A 15298-nucleotide genomic window follows, 5' to 3' on the forward strand; every position below is an offset into this window, starting at 1 on the left:
CTGGGCTGGAAAAAACGGCGGACCCTGCTGTGGTGGTACATCATGGCAGGGTTCCTGATTGACCTTACTTTGTCGTTCGTGCTGAAACCCCTGCAGCTGAACCGTTCCTGGATCGCCAACTTGTATTTCCTGGTCGAGTTTATCTGCATCTCGCTTTACCTGCGCCCACGCGCCAGGGGAACGGCAAACCTGTACTACGATCTGTTCTGGCTGGCCACCGCCATGCTGTATACCGGATTGACAGTACATGTATCCATATACCAAACCAACACCCTGGGGGCCAGCATGCTGCATCTTGTTTTCATTGCCTATGGCATATGGGGGCTTTATTCTATTCTTAAAGACCTGAACAAGCTTTTCCTGGATCAATCCGAATTCTTCTGGGCCTGCGTTGCATTCATGCTGTACTTCTCCGGCAACTTTATGCTGCTGCTCTTTATCGCCTACCTCAAACAGGGACAGGCCGCCCTTTGGATCTATATCCATTGCGGGCTCAATATCGGATACCGGGCACTGCTGGCTTTATCTTTATCCAGAAAAAAACCTTAAGCCTTGGATCTTAATTTTCTTGTCGTCGTAGGAACTTTGGTCATGCTTGCCCTGGGCGGCGGCGTGGTATGGTTTGTTATCCTGTACCAGCGCCGGGTAATCCAGTCGCAGATCGAGATCGAACGCATCAATCGTGAAAAGCAGCAGGAACTGCTTAACGCATCCATCCAGAGCGAAGAACAGGAACGCATGCGTATCGCAGCCGAGCTCCACGATGATATAGCCCCTACCCTGGCGTCCGTCAAGCTTTACCTGTCTACCGCTGCGTTGAAAATGACCGATACGCCGCTGATCGCGCAATCCAAGGCACTCCTGGACGAGAGCCTGCAGAAGATCCGGAATATCGCGCATAAGCTGCAGCCATCAACCTTGTATTACCTGGGCCTCGATGTATCGCTGCAGGCGCTTGCCGATATGATCGGTCAATCGGACAGTATACACGCTGCCTATGCGGCGCACAACAAACTACCCCGCCTGCCTGAAAATATAGAGCTGTCGCTTTATCGCGTGGTACAGGAGCTTACCCACAATATCCTCAAACATGCACATCCTCAATTGTTGACTATCGAGAGCACGACAGTGCCGGGACAGGTTACCCTTGTCGTTAGTCACAACGGTACCGGCATTACCCAGCACCTGTTTGAAGAGCTGATCTATAAAAAAGGTGCGATAGGCCTGAAAAACATCGTTACCAGGTTAAAAAGCATAGAGGCCTCTATTTATTTTGAGCAAGTATCCGTAAGTTTGTTTACGATTACTATCCAAGCACCTATAAAGTAGGTTTTTTAATAACCTGTAAACTATGGCGATCATATCCTACATTATTGCCGATGATCATAAGATCTTCCGGCAGGGTCTTAAAATGACCTTAATCGACGATCACAAACTCAAATGCGCCGGGGAGGCCAGCAACGGGCTTGAACTGCTTAGCTTGCTGCAATCCCGTAAAGCAGATGTAGTGCTGCTGGACCTGAAGATGCCGGAGATGGACGGCATGGAAACGCTGAAACATCTTAAAGACCGGCATTCGGCGCTCAAGGTCATTGTGCTTACGATGTTTGAGGAGGAGCATTTTATTCTTCATATGATGGAGGCCGGCGCCAATGGTTATCTGCTCAAGAATGCAGAGCCGCAGGAGATCAAAACGGCCATTCATTCGGTATATGAGAACGAATACTACTTCAACGACCTGGTCAATACCACCCTGCTGCGCAAAGTGGTACAACAAAAAAAAGAGCCGCCCCGTTTCCGGCAGGAGATCAGACTGAATGAGCGCGAAACGCAGGTGCTACAGCTCATTTGCCAGGAGCTGACTGCCTCGGAGATCGGCAAGAAGGTGTTCCTGAGCCCCCGTACGGTTGAAGGTATCCGCTCTGCCCTGCTGGAAAAAATAGGTGTGCGCAATACTGCCGGCCTGGTCATGTATGCAGTGAAGAACGGGATCGTGGTCTGATGCCGGCCCTTTAAAATGAATTCCCGGACCAGCTTGCGCCGGCCCGGGAACCTGGTCAACTTTTCCTGTCTGTCATTCTGCTTCCTGGCTATTACCGGCCAGTACCAAGCCGGATCTCTTTGCTATCGTATCAACTGTACATCGCCCTTCATTATTTTTTCCTTTCCGTTGAGGAAGGTCACCTTCAATACGTAATAATAAGTACCGCCATCGGCAGGCTTGCCTTGGTTGTGATAGGTGCCATCCCAGCCCTGCGTGTTTTTACCGGAGCCATTATAGACTTCCTGCCCCCAGCGATTAAATATGCGGAACATCGTGATCGAGTAGCCCCGCTGGTTAAAGAACCCGGGGATGAAGCGGTCGTTCAGCCCGTCGCCGTTAGGGCTGAAGGCATTGGGCATAAAGGCATCGGCTACCAATGTGTCGACACGCACGGCTATCTGCGCCGAATCGATACAACCCAGGTCGGATCGGGCAATGACCCAGAACGTTTCATCATGCGGCGGCTGTACCCGCTGGCCAAGCGCCTGCTGATCGGGGAAATAGGTCGATGGGTACCAATCCGTAGGATGGTAACCAGTATTGGCACTCGTTGTCAGTTGCACATATTCGCCATTGACGATCTCCCGCGGATCGGCAACCAGGTTGAGCCTGAAATGCTGCGGCCGCACATTGACTGTACGCAGCAGGCTATCGCAGCCCAGATGGTTGGTGAACATCCGGGTCAGCGTCGCGTCACTGGTATAGGTACTTCCTTCAAATACCACTTCGTCACAGGCAGCGGTATCGATCACCAGGCTGGCCGGCGTATTGGGATGTATGGTGATGGCGGTAACCAGGTACAGGCTATCGCAGCCTTGTACAGTAAGGAAGGTCTGCGTTACCGAAGTGCTGGAAGTATAAGTTATCCCATTGAATACTAACTGGCCGCAGGCAGCAGTATCCTTATTCACGGTAACGGGGTTTGTGGGATAAACGGTGATGTTGATCGTCCGGCGCAGGCTATCGCAGCCGGTAGTATAGTGCAATGTATCGTACACTACCTGGCTACTGGTATAGGTATTTCCTTCAAAGATCGCCTGGTTACATCCATGGGCCGACAATACCGCTACCGAAGGCTGCTGTACTACCAGGTTCAGCTTGACGATGCTATCGCAATTTGCGGCAGAGGTGCCGGTAAATGTCGCCGCGGCGGTACCGCCAGCGTTTACCGTTATGCCGTTCCAGGTAAAGGGCATATCAGCGGCACACTTGATCATGCTTACGGTATGCTGCACCACCGGTGTTACGATAAGACTAAGCGTCACTACCGAATCGCAACCGTTGCTACCCGTAGTGGTATAGCTGGCCGCAGCCGGTCCACCGCCGGTTACACTGATGCCATTCCAGAGGTATGGCAGCTGGTTACTGCATATAGTACGGCTTACCGTAAGGGCGCTCACAGGTTTCACGGTAAGACTAAGGCTCACTGCCGAGTCGCAGCCCAGGGCGGTAGTGCCGTGATAAGTCGCAACTGCTGTGCCGCCGGCCGGCACTACGATCCCATTCCAGGTGTAGGGCAGCTGGTTGCTGCATATGGTTACAGCAGCCGTGTCGCTGTACAGCGGGTTAACTGTAAGATTGAGCGTCACTGCCGAATCGCAGCCCCAGGTGGTGGTTCCGTGATAAGTAGCTGCGCCGGCGCCACCGGCTGCTACTACGATCCCATTCCAGGTATAGGGCAGCTGATTGGCACATATCGTACGGTTTACAGTACCCGTATAGGGGGGATGAACGACGAGGTTGAGTGTTACTGTCGAGTCGCAGCCATTGGCCCTGGTACCGGTATAGGTAGCAATACCCGTGCCACCTGCAGGCACTACGATCCCGTTCCAGGTATAAGGCAATTGGCTGCTGCAGATATTGACCGTCTGTGCGCCGGTATAGACCGGTTTTACGGTAAGGTTGAGTGTGGTTACCGAATCGCAGCCGCCCGAGCTGGTGCTAGTGAAAGTAGCCGCTACCGGTCCGCCGGCGGCCACGTTAATGCCATTCCACAGGTAAGGCAGCTGGTTGCTGCATACGCCGGCATTCACGGTAGCCGTCACCGAGGGGCTTACGGTAAGATTAAGCGTGGTTACGGAATCGCAGCCGAAAGTAGTGGTATGGTGCGCCACGGCGGCCGCCGGGCCGCCGGCGGTTACATTAATACCGTTCCAGGTAAAGGGCATCTGGCTGGTACAGCGGGTCATGGTCACGGTTTTGGCCAGCTCCCTTACGGTGAAGCTTAGCTGTGCCGGCAGGGCCAGAGGATTGTTACAAAGGTCCAGCAAGGTGTTGCCGTCGGTTCCCTGCTGCGCATGCACGGTATAGTTGCCGGGGGGAAGCGCCGGGGAAAAGGTAAGCTTCACTTTATCGGTATAGCCGGAGCTGCCCGAACAATTGATCCCCTGCGCAGCAGTGATGGTACCCGATGGGCTCAGGTAAAAATCACTGCCATTGGCGGCTATAGAGCTGCACTTCACTTCCGAACTTAGCTGGATAGTGATCTCGCTCTTATAATTACACACCGGGACGAGGATGCTTTGCAATTGCGGTGGTGGCGGTGTATTGAAGGTAGCGGTGGAGCCTGCGAAATTGATGGTAAAACCGGAGGAAGGGCCGCCGCTGGCATAATTACCATAGTTGTTGATCATGATCAGGAATACCTGCCCTGCCGTTACATTAAGCTGCTGGCAAAAAGAACTGCCAAAAGTGCCGCCGGCCACGTAAGACAAGGTAGATGTGGTATTGAGCCCGATCACGCCGTTCACATTACTGCCCGGCTGGTTGTTGTTGAAATTGCAGCGGACCACATTGGCTGAACTGAGGCTGCTGCAGGTGGTGCCGGAGATATCCAATACAGCAAAATCATAATCGTCCTGGGGCGATACAGGCGCTATGGAAAAGACCAGGGTACCGGAAGTGCTGGCCGTAAGCTTCAACCAAACCGAATTATCCTCTCCCGATCCGCAGGGTGTAGTGCCAAGATTGTTAAGGGTACCTACACCCTGGTAGCTATAGGGGGAGGTGAAAGAGCTGCCGCATAGCACAAGCGCATTACAGGCATCCTGTTCCGGCTGATTTGGCGGAAGCAATTGCGCAAAACCTATGGATACAAAGCCCGGCAGCATCAGCAGCATCAGGATAAGAAGCGGGCGGCAAGTTCTCATATGCACAAAAGCAGGGGGAATGCAAGTTCAATTGGAGGACACAAAATGTTTAAAAGAGTACTATGCTTATTCACAATTTTATCTACATTAGCAAAAATCTGACCATAATAAAAATTTAACAGGTAAATTAGAAGGTCCGGGATAGTACAGCCTCTCCCGGGCTGTGTCCATGCAAGCAAAATCGAAGGCTTATCACTAATTAATACTACCATCACCATTGCATTCATTTTCCGACATCGAACTTTGGACGCTCGTGAGACAGGGCGATACCATGGCATTCGAGGTGCTGTATAACCGGTATTGGGAAAAATTCTATACCCTGTGCTACTGGCATGTCCTGGACCAGGACACAGCCAAGGACATCGTCCAGGAACTGTTTATCGATCTTTGGGACAAAAGGGACAAGATAGACATCAGGGAAACCGCCGAAGGCTACCTGAAGGTGGCCGTGCGCAACCGGGTGCTTAACCACATCCGGTCGGTCAATACCAAGCGCCGGCATTACGATGCGGCCAGGAGCACGCTCGAAAAAGAAAGCCAGTCGGAGGACCTGAACAATGAGCGCGAGCTGAGGAAGCTCTACCAGGAAGAAATTGGTAAGCTGCCCCCCAGGATGAAGGAGATCTATATGCTGAACAAGGAGCAGGGGATGTCGATCGCCGAGGTGGCAGGCCAGCTTGCGCTTTCTGAGCAAACGGTTAAAAATCAGCTTGGTAACGCCTTGAAAAAGATCCGTAGCGGGCTGGAACATTACCGGCTGCTGTCACTTATTGTAACCATTGCCGGTTTTTTTGGCAAAATATTAATATAGTACCCCGTGTTGGCGCTATTGTCTTTAAGCAATGATACCAACACCTAAATGAAGGGTTATCGTACCCTTAACAACAATCATGACAAGTATAACAAACAAGCAACAATTGCTTCAGCTCATCGAGAAACACCGCCAAGGAACGACTACCGAGGCCGAAGAGGCATTGTTGACCCAATGGTTCGACCAGGTACCAACCCTTGAAGCGATCACCTTCACTTCTGAAGAGGAGAAAGAAGACATCAGAAGCAACATGCGCGACGCGATCTTCCAAAAAATAGGGGAAGGCCGGGAAAAACAACCTGCCATTGTTCAGCCTTTACGCAGCCGCAAACGCTGGACCGTGGGCATCGCTGCAGCAGCATTGCTTTGCATTTCCCTGCTGGGTTATTTTTTCTTTGCCAAAGAACCGCAGCCCGTACTGCTCACTATAACCGCACCTGCCGGCATACAAAAGCTGCCGGTGATGCTGCCCGACAGCTCCGTAGTGTGGCTGGCCGGCGGCAGCAGCCTTCGCTATCCGGAGCAATTTCCGGCCGGATCCCGCAAGGTAAGGCTGGATGGCGTCGCTTTCTTTTCAGTTCACCACGACGAAAAGGCGCCATTTACCGTAACTACGCCTGAGGCATTGTCGGTACGGGTACTGGGTACCTCATTCGTAGTCGATGTGCGCAAAAATACCCAACGCATCAAAGTCAGTGTGATCACCGGCCGCGTACAGGTTGAAGAAGACAAAAAAGGGTTAAGCGTACTGTTGCCTGGCGAGAAACTTTCTTACTCCTGCCGCTCTCATACTTTTGAAAAAAGCAAATATTTACCTGAAGAAGTGAGTGAATGGAAAAATAATGGCACAATTTACCTCAATAATGTATCTTTAAATGAATTATCTGTTATATTGCAAACCATTTACAGGCTTCGTCTTGTCTATGATCCCGGACAAATGATACAGTACCGTTTCAGCATGAGCTTCTCAAGGGAGCTTACAGGCGATCAGGTGCTGGATATGCTGCGGGTGACGAGCGGGCTGCACTTCGACAAGAAGGGCAACGAGGTCGGTGTAACAGAACAATAGATACATTCGGTAAGCGGTTATCAGATTTTGAATGGTATGTAGGAGATCGTCAAGGCTTATTTATTCCAGAGTTGCTTTTATTCTTCTTTTTGTTTTCGCTGGAATAAATACATATGCCCAGCTGCTGGATACCAGGTTGACCATCGACTTCGCTTCCGGCAGGCTGGATAAATGTGTTTTGCAGCTACAGCAGGCCACCGGCTATTCCTTCGCCTACGAAACCAGCGGTCTACAGACCTACGAGGTAAAGCCCATGTCGTTCAAAGAGGAAAAACTGCAAGTGGTTCTTGAACAATTACTCCAGGGATCAGGCTATATCTTTGAAGAACGGCACCATGTGATCCTTATTGGGCCCGCCGCAGGGCGCCAACCTGGCAAACGTCCCCTATATCAATTTAATGGGGTAATCGAAGACAAACAAACGGGCGAGGTGCTGAAAGGCGTAGCCATTTCGTTGCCGGGAGAAGGGCGATCCGGCACTTTCACCAACCAGGACGGCTATTTTAGCCTTACCTCACCTTCGGACACCTTAAAGCTCCGGCTCAGCTACCTGAGCTATAAGCCTGTCGAGGTCGTACTGCAGGCAGCAGACGCCCCCCTCGTGCGCATCCGCATGGATGTGGCGCCGTCCAGCCTTGATTCGGTGCTCGTCGGCGACCCCGACGATGTGGTTCCGGTATCACCTTTAAGCAGGGTATCCCCTCCCATCAACCGGCTGTTTTACCTGCCCCGTTTCTGCGGCGATGTCGATCTCATCAGTATGCTTAAGATCACCCCGGGCATACAGGAAGCCAACGACGGCTCCGGCTCGCTCATTGTGCGTGGCGGAGCGCCTGACCAGAACCTGCTGCTGCTCGACGATGCCAATGTATTCAATGCTACGCATCTTTTCGGCCTGGTTTCTACAGTGAACGTCAATGCGGTGGAAAATCTGGAGATCTACAAAGGTGCTTTTCCCGCACGTTATAGTGGCCGCATTTCCTCGGTATGGGATGTAGGTATGAAGGATGGCGACCCCCAACAGCTGCATGGGGCGCTGTCGGTGGGCACCTTTGCCTCGGACATTATGCTGGAGGGGCCTATTATTAAAGACAAAACCACGTTTATGATCGCGGCACGGAAGAGTTACCACGATATATACGTTCGCCTGTTTACCCCCGGGGTCAAGCTGCAATTCCAGGATATGAATATCAAGCTGCACCACCGCTTCTCCGACAAAGACCACCTGTACCTCAGCGGTTATGCTTCCAAGGATATATTCAACCTCAACAGCGATACCTTCTACGCCGGAGGGAACAACCAGACGACCGGCATTTCGTTCCGGACTACAAACAAAGCGGCCAGCCTGAGATGGCGCCACGATTATTCGCCCCGTCTGACTACTAATCTCAGCATTCTCTATTCTACCTACAACCTTGATGCAGGTACCGATTTTACTTTGGAGATGCCGGGAAGAAGGGATCCCGATGTACAATACTGGAACGGATTGAAAGAAAGGGCCACCAGCGGTGTATACGATATCGGCGGCAAATGGGATGCCCATTACCAGTTGGGCAATAACCATGATATCGAAGCGGGCCTTTATTACACGCATCACAAATTTGACCCTTACCACTTTACCAAGGATTGGGCATTGCAGGACCCGGCTCTGATCGCCAACCCGCCACCGAATGAAGAAGAGATCATCCGCGATTCGATCAGCAGCGAAAGCGGACTGTACCTCGAAGATCACTTCAATATCGCTTCCCGCTGGACGGCATCGGCAGGCCTGCATTTCAATCGCTATGTGCAGAACAGCAAGACTTACCTGTCACTACAACCCAGGATAAATGTACGTTATGAGCTGCATCCGGGCTGGTTCCTGTATGGCGCTTATGTAAAGATGCAGCAGAACGTTCACCGCCTGTCGGCCAGCCAGACCTCCTTGCCCATCGATACATGGATACCTTCTACCGACAAGCTGAAACCGCAGGTCTCAAATCAGGTTAGCCTGGGCGTGTCTGGCGTTGTCAACGGCCTGTTCGATTTCAGCGTAGAATCTTACTATAAGGGGATCAAAGATGTGGCCGAGCTATTGCTACTGCGCCTGGTCGATTCCGCGGAAGTCACCAAGAACACCAGTTGGGACAAGGAGGTAGCAACGGGCAAGGGCGCCGCCTATGGCATTGAAATTTCTCTGAGAAGGACAAAAGGTAATTTTACCGGCTGGTTCAGTTATGCCTTGTCCTGGAGCAATCGTACGCTGCCCGAGATCAACAACGGCCTTACTTTTCCCTACAAATACGACCGGCGCCACAACCTTAACCTGGTGGCCTTATATAAGCTGGGCAAAACACTGGAGCTATCGGGTGTTTTTTCTTTCCAGAGCAAGCCACAGGCTCCTGTACCTATTATCCGCACTTCCGATTTGTCTTACGATGCTGAACTGGTAAAGGAATATGCAGCGACCACAGAGCAGCGGGCTTATCACCGGCTGGATCTTGGCATCAGTTGGCTTAACCGGTACAGCAGCCGGCTACATGGCACCTGGAACCTGAGTGTACTCAATGTATACAACAGGGCCAATGCTTTTTACTACTTCTCCAGGAACAACAACAATCAGCTCGACAGGACCGTGCTATTGCCGGTATCGGTTATCCTGACCTATACGCTGAGTTTCTGATATCCCGGTGTTTAAGGTTTAAGCGATCATGCTGCCTGCCGTCTGCCGCCCAGCAGGTACAGCTGCACCACCAGGGCCATCATCAAAAACATCGCAATGAGTTGATGCAGCTCAGCCAGGGTTTCGAAGATGCCCCATCGATTGGGTACGATCGACACACTCGTCAACACAGTACATATACCCAGGATCACCTGCAGCAGCACCAGTGTTGCCGGCTGCCAGCGGTACCGTACAAACGCCTTGCTCCAGGCTCGCTTGCGATAAGCGATGAAAGCAGATAAGAAGACAAGAAGGGCAAGCAAATAGGCGATACTCCGGTGGATAAAATGAATGGTGATCTTATTTTCCAGCAAGGGATGGCCAGAGGCGGCTTCACCCATACCTCCCGGTATCCAGCTACCATTGATGGTGGGCCAGGTTGCAGCGGCCGTAGCGGCTTTGTTGCCAGCCATCAGGGCGCCATATACCAGCTGCAACAGCAGCACCAGGAAGGTAAGGATATACAGGTTACGTAAAACGGGACGATATACTTTTTCTGTAGCCGGTATCAGCAATTGCAAGGCAAACCACAGCACATAGCAGGCCAGTATCATGGCGAGTACAAAATGGATCGCCAGCTTCGTAGGGCGTACATAGATCGCATCGCCGGTAAGCCCGCTCTTTACCATGATCCAGCCTACCGCTCCCTGAAGTGCTCCCAGGACAAACAGTGCGACCAGGGGCATTACCATTTCCCTGCTGAAATATCTTTTCACCAGAAAATAAATAAAGGGGATCGCAAAGACAAACCCGATCAGGCGTGCCCACAAACGGTGAAACCATTCCCAGAAAAAGATGGACTTGAAATCGCTTAAGGTAAAGTCGCTGTTGAGATAATGATACTGCGGCGACTGTTGGTACCGCGCAAACTCCTTTACCCAGGCATCGTGGTTCAGCGGTGGCAAGGCTCCTGTCACCACATCCCATTCTGTAATAGAAAGGCCCGAGCCGGTAAGCCGGGTCACGCCGCCCAGCAGGGTCTGGATAATGATCATCACCACGCCGGTGATCAGCCATTGGGCCACTCTTTTCTGCCTGCGCCCGGATGCTTCACCGGGTAATGTGCTGAAGGTATTCAAATCGCCGCAATTTTTGCGCAAAGGTAAGCTTGCATCGATAAACGGCGAAGGCATTTACCGAAGTAAATGCCTGGTTAACCTATTATTTCCATTGGCATATCAGGTGGCTTTACCAACCATCTTTCCCGAACAGGTAGCCGATCGAAATGCCCATTCCCCAGCTCCTTACCCGGGAAACGTCGGTATTCAGAGGGCTCAGGTTGCCCAGCCCATAAGAGAAATTGGCTTTGAAGTACAAACCCACATTGGCTTCGTAACCCAGGAAAGCAGCGGCGCCATAATCCCAGCTCTTGAGATCATCCGTTTTATCTGTACCAAATTGCAGATCTTTGCTTTTGTGCAGGTAATCGTATCCCGAAACTTTTTGCGGATCGGTACCGTAGGTAACTACAGGGATATCGGCTTTCCAGCTTCCCGAAAAAAGATAGGATACATAAGGCCCTGCGCCGGCTATAAAACGACCCGTACCTTCGAAGCCTGATTTATAGACAAGATAAACGGGAACGCGGAAATTATGAATCCTGTAATAAGCCGTTTGGCTGGGCGAGCCGAGGCCAAATCGCGTAAAATCGACGTGGTCTGCATATTTTATATTTTCAAAAAGATAAAAAACACCCCCTTGCAGGTACATATTCTTCATCAGCTGAAGGTCGGCTACCACACCTGCCGACGCGCCAGGAGCGGGTTTGCTGTTTTCAGTCACCTTTTCCGAAGCAGTTATTATCTTTTTCCGGCTCTGCATTCCCATGTAGTAACCGGCCTCCGGTCCGAACTTTATCTGCGCAAAAGTTGTTGTAGACAAAAGTGTTAAGAATATAAGCAGAACTATTTTGTTCATAAAGCAGGGTTTATTTAATGCAAAATTAGAATTTAAGATGAGATTAACACTCTTTTTTATTGTTATGCTTTTATTTCCGTCCTGTAAAGGAGTCTCACAAGAGCGTACTATGACAAACGACCATACCAACAACCCCCATTATTCCCGCACGGACACAACTCACCTCCATGTCTCCGATGCCGAATGGAAGAAGATCCTGCCCGCAGACCTCTATGCCGTTGCACGCGAGCAGGCTACGGAAAGGGCATTTACCGGCCAGTATTGGGATGCCGATACAAAAGGAACTTATTACTGTGCCGTCTGCGGAAATACCCTCTTCAAATCTGATGCCAAATTTGCGAGCAGCTGCGGCTGGCCCAGCTTTTTTGAAGCCATCAGACCCAATAGTGTGATCTATCGTGACGACAACTCGCATGGGATGCACCGTACCGAGGTGCTTTGCGGCCGTTGTGAGTCGCACCTGGGGCATATTTTCGACGACGGGCCGCCACCCAGCTACAAACGGTTTTGCATGAACTCGATATCGCTCGATTTTGAGCCGGGTATTGCATCGAAGTAACAAGCTTACGTTTTGAAATAGAAAAAGACCTTTCATGAAGGGAATCGTAGTGTTGACAACATTAGGGATGTTTTGTGCTGTGCCCAACTACAGTGAGGCCCAGCTGCTCAAGGGCATTTTGAAGCGGTCGCCCACCGATACCGCCTACGTTAAAGCCTACGACCGTGAGATCACCGCCAGGATCTATCTGTCGCAGAAATATACGGGTATACGCATACCCGGGAACAGCAAAGAATCTTCTTTCCGCTATCGCCCCAACACCACGCTTAACCTGGGTATAGGCGCCACTTACCGCTCTTTTTCCCTTAACCTCGCTTATGGCTTTCCCGGCCTGAACGGCGACGGTAAAGAGCGCGGCAAAACCCGCTACCTCGATCTCCAGGCGCATCTCTATGGCCGGAAGGTTATCGTCGACCTCTTCGGCCAGTTCTACAAAGGCTATTACCTTTCGCCCGAAAATTATATCGCCGGCGTACCGGGCTATTACATACGGCCCGATATCAGGGTAAGAATGGTTGGCGGCTCTGCTTATTATGCTTTCAACAACCGCAAATTCTCCTATCGCGCCGGCCTGATCCAAAACGAGTGGCAGACCCAGTCGGCAGGTACTTTTCTATTGGGCGGCGATGTCTACTATGGTGTTATCAATAGCGACAGCTTGCTGGTACCCAGGGAGCTAGCCGGGCAATTTCCCCAGGGAAATGTCAAACGGATGCGCTTTTTCAATATAGGCCCCGGCGGCGGCTATGCCTACACGTTTGTATACAAACGCAATTGGTTTGCTACCGGCTCGCTTACAGTGAACATTCCCATAGATTTCGTAAACGAGGCTACGCTTACCGAGGAAAAAAATAAGATCAGCGTCTCACCCAATTTTATGGTGCGTGTAGCCGTAGGCTACAACAGCAGGCGCTGGATCTATACAGCCTCCCTGGTCAACAGCACCGTCACTGCCGACGGGTCTTACAATGAAGGTATGTACCGGATCAGCACGGGTAATTACCGGCTCACGGTAGCCCGCCGGTTCACACTTGACCGCAAGACCAGAAAGACCATCAAGCCGGTAGATAAAGTGCTTGAAGCGCCCAAAAACCTGACCAAATAGGCAAGACCGTTCCATCGGGACGCCGTTCGGGACGCGAAGCGGCCTGAACGGCTACTGATCTGTCCCCATTTCTCTTTACTCCCCGGGGCGTAAGAGAAATGGGTTTGTCTGGTTGCGTCTACCGACATTTTGCCGCTGCAGTGCAATGTGGATGGCATGTTGCTTACGCTACAGACATTCTATCCCGAGCGACTAACATGTAAGGGTTTTAATACATAAACAGCAAGCCCAACAAATCAAAGCGTTCCTTCTCCCCCGGCTTTTCCGCTTGATCTGAAAAATGGGCGCCTACTGCCGGCATTTTTCAATTATTTTTGCGAAGATGCTGTTACCTTTCTTCCAGGACAATATTGTAGAAGCCGGATGCGACGAGGCCGGGAGAGGATGCCTGGCCGGTCCTGTAGTGGCTGCCGCAGTCATTCTGCCCAAAGACTTCCACCATCCTTTTCTCAACGACAGCAAACAGCTGTCAGAGGAACAAAGGGAACTGCTACGCCCTGTGATCGAAGAAAAAGCTTTGTCCTGGGCGGTCGCTTTTGTCGACAACCAGGAGATCGACCGCATCAATATACTGAAGGCATCCTTTAAGGCCATGCACCTGGCTATTGAGCAGCTACGCATTATTCCCGAGTTGCTGCTGATCGATGGTAACCGCTTTACACCCTACTTCGGCATCCCTCATGAATGCGTGATCAAGGGCGACGGCAAATATGCCAGCATCGCGGCGGCCAGTATTCTTGCAAAGACACACCGGGATGCCTATATGAGCGACCTGCACGACGCTTTTGTTCCTTACAACTGGAAAGAGAACAAGGGCTATCCCACTCCCTATCATAAGCAAAAAGTAAGAGAGCTGGGGCATACGCCTTATCATCGCCTTACCTTCCAGATAAGGCCGGGCAAAAAGGACTTTGTAACAGAAGAGGGCTAACCGGCTTCGTCCGTCGGCTGCCGGTCGGGCTCCTCCACAAAGGAGTGCCGCGTAAAACTGCCGATCCTGTCCAGCATAACTTCTGTGTGCCCACCGGATTCGGAGCGCTCATACATGGGCACGAAACGCGCGCCGTATACCAGCTCTTCATTGGCATAAGAGGTACGCTGCTGCACTGTATTGGAGAAATGATCATCAAATCCTTTGATGGTTACCAGCAGCTCTATCGAACGTGCCATCATATCTTCCTCTCTCATTTGCCAGAAGGGACTCTCCTCATTCATATAATGCACACAGGTCCAGCTGATGGCAAGGGAGTTGATGCGGCTGATCTCCAGCTTCAGGGGATAGAACCGCGTTATCCGTTTCCCGTTTTCCATATGATGCACTGCTGCTGTCACTTCGGCGCTGACATCGGTAAGGTCATTGTTCTTATAAGTCGCCAGCCGGAACATAATGGCCCTTCCTTCCTGGTAGGGCGACACGATAAAGTTGTCGCTGAAGCGGATATAGGCCTTGGGACGGGAAAAGCGGGCATAGAACATACCCGTTACCAGCGCAAAGGTCATGATACCCAGGAAAGATTCAATCGAGGCGATGCAATTGGCCACCACACCTACCGGCGCCACATGACCATAGCCCACGGTAGTCAGCGTTTGTGAGCTAAAAAAGAACGAGTGAAGGAAGTTGTCAATGAAACGATGATTGTCCGGCCCTCCCGAAAGTTTATCAGTACCGATAAGCATGTAGATGCCGGCAAAGAAAAGATTGACTGTGGTATAAAAAAGAAAAACCACGATCAGGAATTTCATCCGGCTCATTTTAAGCAAGGTATGGTAGATACTGAACCGCTGGTAAAACGGGATACCCGTTTTGCTCAGGTTGGCGCTGCCATCCTTATTCAGCAGCCGCTTTCCTTCGGCGCTGCTGTTGCCGCTGAATCCCGAGTTGTTCACCTCCTTCGGGCGTTTTACCTGCTTATGGGTATTCATGGATTATCGTTTAAAAGCTT

Annotated in this window: 13 protein-coding genes; 9 read left to right on the plus strand and 4 right to left on the minus strand. The window is 51.3% G+C overall.

Annotated elements, in window-relative coordinates:
• Nucleotides 1–42: 42 nt before the first annotated feature.
• From DZK30_RS24630 to DZK30_RS24640, 3 genes are read left to right on the plus strand one after another with little or no spacing between them, the layout of a single operon-like run.
• On the plus strand, nt 43–549 hold the full coding sequence (locus DZK30_RS24630) for a hypothetical protein (RefSeq protein WP_162903441.1): 507 nt from the start codon (nt 43–45) through the stop codon (nt 547–549).
• Nucleotides 550–552: 3 nt separating this feature from the next.
• Nucleotides 553–1329 (plus strand): sensor histidine kinase, encoded by a 777-nt coding sequence (locus tag DZK30_RS24635; protein ID WP_162903442.1) that lies wholly within the window; start codon nt 553–555, stop codon nt 1327–1329.
• A 22-nt stretch (nt 1330–1351) separates the two neighbouring features.
• A complete protein-coding gene (locus DZK30_RS24640; RefSeq protein ID WP_118976870.1) occupies nt 1352–2002 on the plus strand; it encodes a response regulator transcription factor in 651 nt (216 codons plus the stop codon).
• Between the two features lie 122 nt (nt 2003–2124).
• On the opposite strand, the gene DZK30_RS24645 is transcribed toward DZK30_RS24640, so the two are convergent.
• The gene (locus tag DZK30_RS24645; RefSeq protein ID WP_118976871.1) at nt 2125–5193 is read right to left on the minus strand and encodes a gliding motility-associated C-terminal domain-containing protein; all 3069 of its coding nucleotides are present in this window, start codon (nt 5191–5193) and stop codon (nt 2125–2127) included.
• 217 nt (nt 5194–5410) lie between these two features.
• Between DZK30_RS24645 and DZK30_RS24650 the strand changes: the two genes are divergently transcribed.
• The 3 genes from DZK30_RS24650 to DZK30_RS24660 all read left to right on the plus strand — a co-directional run bounded on the left by DZK30_RS24650 (nt 5411) and on the right by DZK30_RS24660 (nt 9735).
• Nucleotides 5411–6004, plus strand: a complete 594-nt coding sequence (locus DZK30_RS24650; protein ID WP_162903443.1) for an RNA polymerase sigma-70 factor — start codon at nt 5411–5413, stop codon at nt 6002–6004.
• Between the two features lie 79 nt (nt 6005–6083).
• Nucleotides 6084–7073 carry a FecR family protein gene (locus tag DZK30_RS24655; protein WP_118976873.1) on the plus strand — a complete coding sequence of 330 codons (990 nt, stop codon included), beginning with the start codon at nt 6084–6086 and terminating at the stop codon, nt 7071–7073.
• 136 nt (nt 7074–7209) lie between these two features.
• Nucleotides 7210–9735 carry a TonB-dependent receptor gene (locus DZK30_RS24660; protein WP_162903444.1) on the plus strand — a complete coding sequence of 842 codons (2526 nt, stop codon included), beginning with the start codon at nt 7210–7212 and terminating at the stop codon, nt 9733–9735.
• A gap of 26 nt (nt 9736–9761) precedes the next feature.
• On the opposite strand, the gene DZK30_RS24665 is transcribed toward DZK30_RS24660, so the two are convergent.
• Entirely contained in the window at nt 9762–10853 is a 1092-nt protein-coding gene (locus DZK30_RS24665) for a COX15/CtaA family protein (protein ID WP_240432990.1), read from the minus strand.
• Nucleotides 10854–10962: 109 nt separating this feature from the next.
• Nucleotides 10963–11691 (minus strand): porin family protein, encoded by a 729-nt coding sequence (locus tag DZK30_RS24670; RefSeq protein WP_118976876.1) that lies wholly within the window; start codon nt 11689–11691, stop codon nt 10963–10965.
• A 109-nt stretch (nt 11692–11800) separates the two neighbouring features.
• On the opposite strand from DZK30_RS24670, the gene msrB reads away from it, so the two are divergent.
• The 3 genes from msrB (at nt 11801) to DZK30_RS24685 (ending at nt 14286) form a co-directional block, all read left to right on the plus strand.
• On the plus strand, nt 11801–12250 hold the full coding sequence (gene msrB / locus DZK30_RS24675; RefSeq protein WP_240432991.1) for a peptide-methionine (R)-S-oxide reductase MsrB: 450 nt from the start codon (nt 11801–11803) through the stop codon (nt 12248–12250).
• Between the two features lie 34 nt (nt 12251–12284).
• On the plus strand, nt 12285–13355 hold the full coding sequence (locus DZK30_RS24680) for a DUF4421 domain-containing protein (protein ID WP_118976877.1): 1071 nt from the start codon (nt 12285–12287) through the stop codon (nt 13353–13355).
• Between the two features lie 322 nt (nt 13356–13677).
• Nucleotides 13678–14286, plus strand: coding sequence for a ribonuclease HII (locus DZK30_RS24685; RefSeq protein ID WP_118976933.1), 609 nt, complete (start codon nt 13678–13680; stop codon nt 14284–14286).
• Here the strand turns inward: DZK30_RS24685 and DZK30_RS24690 are convergent.
• Nucleotides 14283–15278 (minus strand): ion channel, encoded by a 996-nt coding sequence (locus DZK30_RS24690; protein WP_118976878.1) that lies wholly within the window; start codon nt 15276–15278, stop codon nt 14283–14285. The two genes, DZK30_RS24685 and DZK30_RS24690, sit on opposite strands and share 4 nt — an antisense overlap.
• Nucleotides 15279–15298 lie beyond the last annotated feature (20 nt).

The sequence above is a fragment of the Taibaiella koreensis genome (genome assembly GCF_003545715.1).
Taxonomy (GTDB): domain Bacteria; phylum Bacteroidota; class Bacteroidia; order Chitinophagales; family Chitinophagaceae; genus Taibaiella; species Taibaiella koreensis.

Bases quoted from the DNA above. Each gene is read 5' to 3' on its own strand.
- DZK30_RS24630 (WP_162903441.1), top strand. From the start codon at position 43: ATGGCAGGGTTCCTGATTGACCTTACTTTGTCGTTCGTGCTGAAACCC.
- DZK30_RS24640 (WP_118976870.1), top strand. From the start codon at position 1,352: ATGGCGATCATATCCTACATTATTGCCGATGATCATAAGATCTTCCGG.
- DZK30_RS24645 (WP_118976871.1), bottom strand. From the start codon at position 5,193: ATGAGAACTTGCCGCCCGCTTCTTATCCTGATGCTGCTGATGCTGCCG.
- DZK30_RS24655 (WP_118976873.1), top strand. From the start codon at position 6,084: ATGACAAGTATAACAAACAAGCAACAATTGCTTCAGCTCATCGAGAAA.
- DZK30_RS24670 (WP_118976876.1), bottom strand. From the start codon at position 11,691: ATGAACAAAATAGTTCTGCTTATATTCTTAACACTTTTGTCTACAACA.
- msrB (WP_240432991.1), top strand. From the start codon at position 11,801: ATGACAAACGACCATACCAACAACCCCCATTATTCCCGCACGGACACA.
- DZK30_RS24680 (WP_118976877.1), top strand. From the start codon at position 12,285: ATGAAGGGAATCGTAGTGTTGACAACATTAGGGATGTTTTGTGCTGTG.
- DZK30_RS24685 (WP_118976933.1), top strand. From the start codon at position 13,678: ATGCTGTTACCTTTCTTCCAGGACAATATTGTAGAAGCCGGATGCGAC.
- DZK30_RS24690 (WP_118976878.1), bottom strand. From the start codon at position 15,278: ATGAATACCCATAAGCAGGTAAAACGCCCGAAGGAGGTGAACAACTCG.